General features: G+C 49.2%; 6 protein-coding genes. 3 read left to right on the plus strand and 3 right to left on the minus strand.

The window, feature by feature from the left end; translation table 11 throughout:
- Nucleotides 1-124, minus strand: a 124-nt coding sequence (locus tag PsAD37_RS09445; protein WP_193778219.1) for a transposase, incomplete at its 3' end; no start/stop codon positions are given.
- Nucleotides 125-420: 296 nt separating this feature from the next.
- Here PsAD37_RS09445 and PsAD37_RS09450 point away from each other — a divergent pair.
- Genes PsAD37_RS09450 through PsAD37_RS09460 form a run of 3 tightly spaced genes read left to right on the plus strand, consistent with a single transcriptional unit; the run spans nt 421 to nt 5,802 of the window.
- Complete coding sequence (locus tag PsAD37_RS09450; protein WP_208991797.1) at nt 421-1,056, plus strand: ImuA family protein; 636 nt, start codon at nt 421-423, stop codon at nt 1,054-1,056.
- Nucleotides 1,046-2,482, plus strand: coding sequence for a DNA polymerase Y family protein (locus tag PsAD37_RS09455; protein WP_244272507.1), 1,437 nt, complete (start codon nt 1,046-1,048; stop codon nt 2,480-2,482). The genes PsAD37_RS09450 and PsAD37_RS09455 overlap by 11 nt, the downstream gene beginning before the upstream one ends.
- A complete protein-coding gene (locus PsAD37_RS09460; protein ID WP_082826914.1) occupies nt 2,479-5,802 on the plus strand; it encodes an error-prone DNA polymerase in 3,324 nt (1,107 codons plus the stop codon). Before PsAD37_RS09455 ends, PsAD37_RS09460 begins: the two co-directional genes overlap by 4 nt.
- A 51-nt stretch (nt 5,803-5,853) precedes the next feature.
- Here PsAD37_RS09460 and PsAD37_RS09465 read toward each other — a convergent pair whose 3' ends face one another.
- Both PsAD37_RS09465 and PsAD37_RS27455 read right to left on the minus strand, forming a co-directional pair.
- Nucleotides 5,854-6,111, minus strand: a complete 258-nt coding sequence (locus tag PsAD37_RS09465; RefSeq protein WP_275078310.1) for a LysR substrate-binding domain-containing protein — start codon at nt 6,109-6,111, stop codon at nt 5,854-5,856.
- Nucleotides 6,112-6,161: 50 nt separating this feature from the next.
- The coding region (locus tag PsAD37_RS27455; RefSeq protein ID WP_153039653.1) for an integrase core domain-containing protein at nt 6,162-6,303 on the minus strand (142 nt) is incomplete at its 5' end.

Consider the following 6,303-nt stretch of genomic DNA (forward strand, 5'->3'; position numbering starts at 1 on the left):
TCTGGTTCGCGTGCACATCAAAGTCCTGAGCTAACTCACTCAAGGTTTTTTCTCCGCGAATAGCAGCAAGTGCCACTTTCGCTTTAAAAGCCGGGCTATGGTTCCGGCGAGGACGTCTGCTCATGATGGTCTCCTGTTCTTGGCATCATGCCAGTTTCAGGAGCTAAATCCACTTTCACAACCTGTCCAAATTTCCCGAGCCAGCTCTATCACCCCACACGTTACAGGGCTTTTGCTTCAGCTCTATTCTCTCCTATAAGGCGACAAAACATCCCGCAGAATGCTGCGTAGCCTATCCTATCACTATCAGAACATGTCATAGGACATGCCAGCGTGTGTGTTATGCCTGCAAAATTTCTGGTAGCCAACAGTTTGTGAGATGAGAGTTTTGCTTCATATTGCTCGTTTATGTATGTGCGAATGAGTAAGAGAGTTTATGAAAATAATGTTCTTGATATGTTCTCTTTGTTGAGAGATAATCGGGCCGTGATGGCAGAGTTTAAGAGTTTTTTTCCGCTTCAAGTCAGCCGGGTTCATGAAGTATGTGGAGCCGGAGCGACAGCATTTGCAGCGATGGCCTGCGGGCAAGCTGATATGAGAGTGTTGTGGCTTCAGACTGGTTGGCAAATTGAGCAACTCAATCCAGCAGGTTTAGCAGCTTTTATGTCTCCCAAGAATCTCGTTTTGGTTGAGGTTGAGAACCACAATGATTTACTCGCATGTACAGAAGATGGCTTGCGTTCTGGCGCTGTGGATCTAGTAATTTCTGTGGCCACTCAAAAGCTCGATCTGACTGCAGGCAGGCGTTTGCAGTTGGCAGCTGAGCAAGGTGGCTCTACCGGGATTCTCATTATACCTGAAGGGGCTGGGAGCAATGCAACACAAACTCGTTGGCACTGCTCTCCTATATTCAAGGGAAACCATATATCCGATAAGAACTTGACTCTTCAACACTGGCAGCTCATTAAGAACAAAATAGGAACATTGAGTGGTTGGAAGGTGTATTGGGATGCCAAGGCGCATCGTGTCATTGTGGTTTCCGAGGATGGCCAGTGATCGTATTTTACGCTCACATCCCACATCTGCGCCTTTTGCTGTAACCTCTCATGAAAAAAGTACAGAGCGATTATACTGTTTAAACAGCAGAGCGATGCAATTGGGGCTGGCTTCAGGTATGGGGCTTTCAGATGCTAAGGCGTTATGCCCTGATTTGCTGACACGCTCAGCAGACCAGTATGCTGATGACAGGTTCTTAAAGCTGTTGGCGCGATGGGCTGATCGGTATTGCCCATGGGTCGGTTTCGATGGAAACGATGGCTTGTTGCTTGATGTCACGGGTTCAACTCATTTCTTCAGCAGTGAAGCTGAACTTCTCGCGGATATTCATGATCGGCTCCAGAGTTATCAACTCAATGTTCGCTCTGGGTTGGCTGGTACAATTGGGGGGGCTTGGGCTGTTTCTCATTTCGGTAGAGGCGTTGTCCCTAATGGACAACTCAAGGCAGCTTTAGGCCCTTTACCTGCTGCAGCATTAAGGCTGGATGAGGCAACCTGTGCGACACTGCAGCGCCTTGGTCTACGTACTATCGGTGACCTTCTGGTAACACCGCGGGCCACGCTAGGTCGACGCTTTGGTTTGCCATTGATGCGCCGTATCGACCAAGCGTTTGGTGACCAGCCAGAGCAAATCAATGCTATGGCGCCAGATATCTCTTATGCTGCCCGGCTAAATTTTCCTGATCCTATCGGTCTTTATGATGATGTGATGGCGGCTCTTGAACGATTGCTGCAACGCATCTGTGATAAGCTAAAAGGCCAAGAGATGGGCACCCGGGTGTTGCTTATGACCTGTCAGCGAGTTGATCAGGCCAGCGTGCAGGTAGAATTGCGACTTGCTCGGTCCATGCGTGAGGGGATGACCATTCTGCCGCTGTTTGAGCGAAGTGTGGGAGAGTTAGATGCAGGATTTGGTATCGATCAGATACGGTTGGAAGCTTTGGCTGTTGAGGCTTTGCCATTAAAGCAACTGGAGACCGGCAATGCTCAGTCAAAGAAAAATGATGTGCTGAGTGATCTAATTACGCGACTCGGGAGTCGCATTGGTCTGGAAAAAATTAAACGTTTTCAGCCAGCAGATAGCCATATTCCTGAGCGTAGTTTTATTGTATCGCCTGCAGCCTATTGTGAACCTGAGGGGCAGTGGAAAGAACAGAATTTGCGTCCTTTACAACTGTTTTCTCCAGAGCTTGTTGAAGGCCATGAAAAGAAGCCGCCTAATGTATTCAGCTGGCGGCGCATGCGCTTTTCGGTTGCCGCCGCAACAGGACCAGAACGTATTTGCCCAGAGTGGTGGCTGGACGATCCCAATTGGCGATCCGGTGTAAGAGACTATTGGCGTGTGGAAACCGAACAAGGCCGACGCCTCTGGATGTTTTTCACGCCACTAAATCCAGCGTGGTTCGTGCAAGGAGAGTTTGCATGAGCTACGCTGAATTGTGTGTTACCTCCAACTTCACGTTTCTTACCGGAGCCTCCCATCCTGAGGAACTGGTGGTTCGAGCTGCCAGTCTGGGGCTTTCGGCGATTGCTATAACAGATCGAAATTCTCTGGCTGGAGTTGTACGTGCTTATTCAGCGCTTAAGGAGCTTGCTCGCAAAAGAGACGAGGTTCTGGCTGTCCGTTCCTGCCATCGTACTGATCCAAACAGTAGACAAGAAATTCTGGAAGGTGCTGACGACCTACGAGAACCTATTATGTCTCTGCCGCGTTTGCTGGTGGGGTGTCGCCTGGTTTTGGAGGACAGCCCTGTTGATTGGATTGCTTTACCGCAAGACCACTCTGCTTATGCTCGCTTGTCCCGGCTTCTTACCAAAGGAAAAAGGCGCACTGAAAAAGGTGAATGCCAGTTATTCTTAAAAGATCTTCTGGAAGGGGCTTGTGGTCTAATGTTGATCGCTTTGCCTCAAGAGGCGATCGATAGGCTTCAAGTTCGAGAGCATATTCAACAGGCGGCGCATACTTATCCTTCTCATGTCTTTTTAGGGGCTGTGCCACAGTATGATGGGAATGATCAAGCTTACTTCGATGCTTGCGCGAAATTGGCTCTGCGTCTTGCAACACCAATGGTAGCTGTTGGTGATGTGCTTATGCATCATGGACGTCGCCGGCAACTGGCTGATGTTCTGACCTGTATTCGTGAGGGGGTGACCATAGACAGGATTGGTCGCCGTGCTCTGCCTAATAGTGAACGCCGCCTCAAGACACCATTGGAGATGGCTCAGCTGTTTCGTGCGTACCCAGCTGCGGTCAAAAGAACGCAGGAGATTGCTAATCGCTGCTCTTTTTGCTTATCCCAACTGTCCTATGAATACCCACAGGAAGGAAGTGAGAGCGAAACGGCTCAACAGCGGTTGGAGCGGCTTACCCTTGAAGGCATTAAACGCAGATATCCCAAGGGAGAGACTGAGCGTGTTCGTTCTCTTGTTGAAAAAGAGTTGGCTCTTGTCTCTAAGCTTAAGTTTGCTGCTTATTTTCTGACGGTGCACGACATTGTCACCTTTGCCCGCTCTCAAGGCATTTTATGTCAAGGTCGAGGGTCTGCTGCCAATTCCATTATCTGCTATGCGCTTGGTGTTACTGATGTAGCTCCAGAAACCATTTCTATGGTGTTTGAACGTTTTATCTCGGAGCATCGCGGAGAGCCACCAGACATTGATGTAGACTTTGAGCATGAGCGCCGTGAAGAAGTTATTCAGCACATTTACCAGAAGTATGGTCGCCATCGCGCAGGTTTGTGCGCGACCGTCATTCATTTCCGATCTCGTGCTGCCATCCGCGAGGTTGGGAAGGTTATGGGCTTGTCGCAGGATCTGCTTGCAAACTTAGCAGGGCAGATGTGGGGTTCTTCTGATCAAGGTGTACCCGAAGAACGACTAAAAGAACTCGGCCTGTCTGGGTCAGATCATCGCCTTGCTCTTACCATTCGCCTCATAAAAGAGATTATTGGTTTTCCTCGTCATTTGTCTCAGCATGTAGGTGGCTTTGTGATTACCCAAGGTCGGCTCGATGAGTTATGCCCTATCGAGAATGCATCTATGGAAGACCGCACAGTCATTGAATGGGATAAGGATGATATTGATGCATTATGCATCCTGAAAGTCGATGTGTTGAGCCTTGGTATGCTCACTTGCATCCGCAAGTGCTTCGCTTTGATTGAAGAAAAAGAAGGGCGCCAACTCACAATTGACAGTGTGCCACAGGAAGATAAGCCAACCTACGATATGCTTTGTGTTGCAGATGCACTGGGTGTTTTTCAGGTTGAAAGTCGTGCTCAGATGAATTTTTTACCGCGTATGAAGCCACGCACCTTTTATGATCTGGTGATTGAGGTTGCCATTGTGCGTCCCGGCCCGATCCAAGGTGGTATGGTGCACCCCTATATTAAGCGACGACAAGGCCTGGAAAAAGTCTCGTTTCCTTCAACAGAATTAGAAGGCGTTTTGGGGAAAACACTTGGTGTGCCGCTGTTTCAGGAACAGGCCATGCGAATTGCGGAAGTTGCTGCAGGATTCTCCGCAGAAGAAGCCGATCGTTTGCGACGCTCACTTGCGACTTTCAGGCGTATGGGAACCATTAGTTCTTTCAAAGCTCGGTTTGTAAATGGCATGTTGGAGCGTGGCTATGAGTTAGAGTTTGCCGAGCGGTGCTTTTCTCAGATTGAGGGTTTTGGTAACTACGGTTTCCCAGAGAGCCATGCTGCTGCTTTTGGTATGCTTGCTTATGTTTCTGCCTGGCTTAAATGCCATTATCCAGCTGCTTTTGCTTGTGCGCTCCTTAATTCTCAACCTATGGGATTCTATGCTCCAGCTCAGATTATAAGAGATGTCCGAGAGCATGATGTGGAGGTGAGGCCTATTTGTGCCAACCGTAGTCAGTGGGATAATACATTGGAGCGGCGTAGTGACGGGCAACTGGCTATTCAACTTGGTTTTCGTCAGATCAAAGGTTTTAATGAAGAAGATGCTCTTTGGCTGGTGGCTGCACGTGGCAATGGCTATCCAGATCCACAAAGCATTTGGCAGCGTGCTCATGTGATCCCGGCAGCACTTGAAAAGCTGGCAGAGGCAGATGCTTTTGTTAGCATGGGGCTCAATCGCCGTGATGCTCTTTGGCAAGTGAAGGCCATTAAAGGTACCACACCGTTACCTCTGTTTAATGACCCCTTTGATGGAGAGGCGATCTTTGAACCAGATGTGAACTTGCCTGTTATGCATTTGGGGGAAGAGGTGGTGGAAGACTATCTTTCAACACGACTATCATTGCGAGCGCATCCGATGGAACTGCTACGTCCGGAAATACCCGGACTTACAACACATGCTGCTTTGCAGAAAGCTTCTCTGGATCAAACAAGTGTTTGCGGTGTTGTCATTACACGTCAGCGTCCCGGAACGGCGTCTGGAGTTATTTTTGTGACGCTTGAAGACGAAACTGGGGTTTGTAACGTAGTGGTTTGGCCGAAGGTTTATCAAAAATTCCGAAGAGAAGTCATTTCTGGTCGCTTGCTCTACGTTACAGGTTACCTGCAACGAGAGGGGATTGTCGTGCACCTCATCGCACAGGAAATAAGTGACTATTCAGACCGCTTATCCTTGCTGGGGCATCCGCTGGACGAAGTTATCGGCCAAACATTACCAGCAGCCGATGATGCCCCACGTCGACCTCTCATCCCACACAGCGCCACACGAGCTCGCCACCCACGAGAACAAGCAAAGAGACTCTTCCCGAGCCGGGATTTTCATTAGAGCTGATTGTTACAAACTGTCAACCTCTCAACTCATGCTGAAACTGTGAGGTTAACTAAACGTATTTTGGGGAACTGCTCCTAGTGTAAGTAGCCAGTTTTTGAAGAGGATGGTTGCAGGGAGGGCAGGTTTGGACTTGAGGTGGGTGAGCCAGTATTTGCCGATTGTGACTTCGAAGGGGAATGGTCTGACGAGGCGACCTTCTGAAATTCTGCGTTTGAACATGTCATAGGGCAGAAGTGCGATGCCTAAACCTGCTTTAGCGATGTCGGCCATGGCGAGGGATGAATCGAAGACTGGGCCTGTGATTTTGGGGCAAGGCGTTTGATCAGCCCCACTTGAGTGGTCCGGTTTGAAAGTTAGTGCATGACTGGCCTTTGGTCTACTGGAATGATTACTTCAGGAGCCGGTGGGCGGAAGTTCAGCGCACTATGGGGGCGTTTGGTATTGTAGTGTATCCTCCACCTTTCGATGATTATTTGGGCTTCACGCAACGAGTAA

Origin of the sequence: Pseudovibrio sp. Ad37 (genome assembly GCF_001623075.1) — a bacterium.
Taxonomy (GTDB): Bacteria; Pseudomonadota; Alphaproteobacteria; order Rhizobiales; family Stappiaceae; genus Pseudovibrio.

What these genes read in the sequence shown, in the direction of transcription:
- PsAD37_RS09450 (WP_208991797.1), top strand. Translation starts at nt 421, where the DNA reads ATGAGTAAGAGAGTTTATGAAAATAATGTTCTTGATATGTTCTCTTTG.
- PsAD37_RS09455 (WP_244272507.1), top strand. Translation starts at nt 1,046, where the DNA reads ATGGCCAGTGATCGTATTTTACGCTCACATCCCACATCTGCGCCTTTT.
- PsAD37_RS09460 (WP_082826914.1), top strand. Translation starts at nt 2,479, where the DNA reads ATGAGCTACGCTGAATTGTGTGTTACCTCCAACTTCACGTTTCTTACC.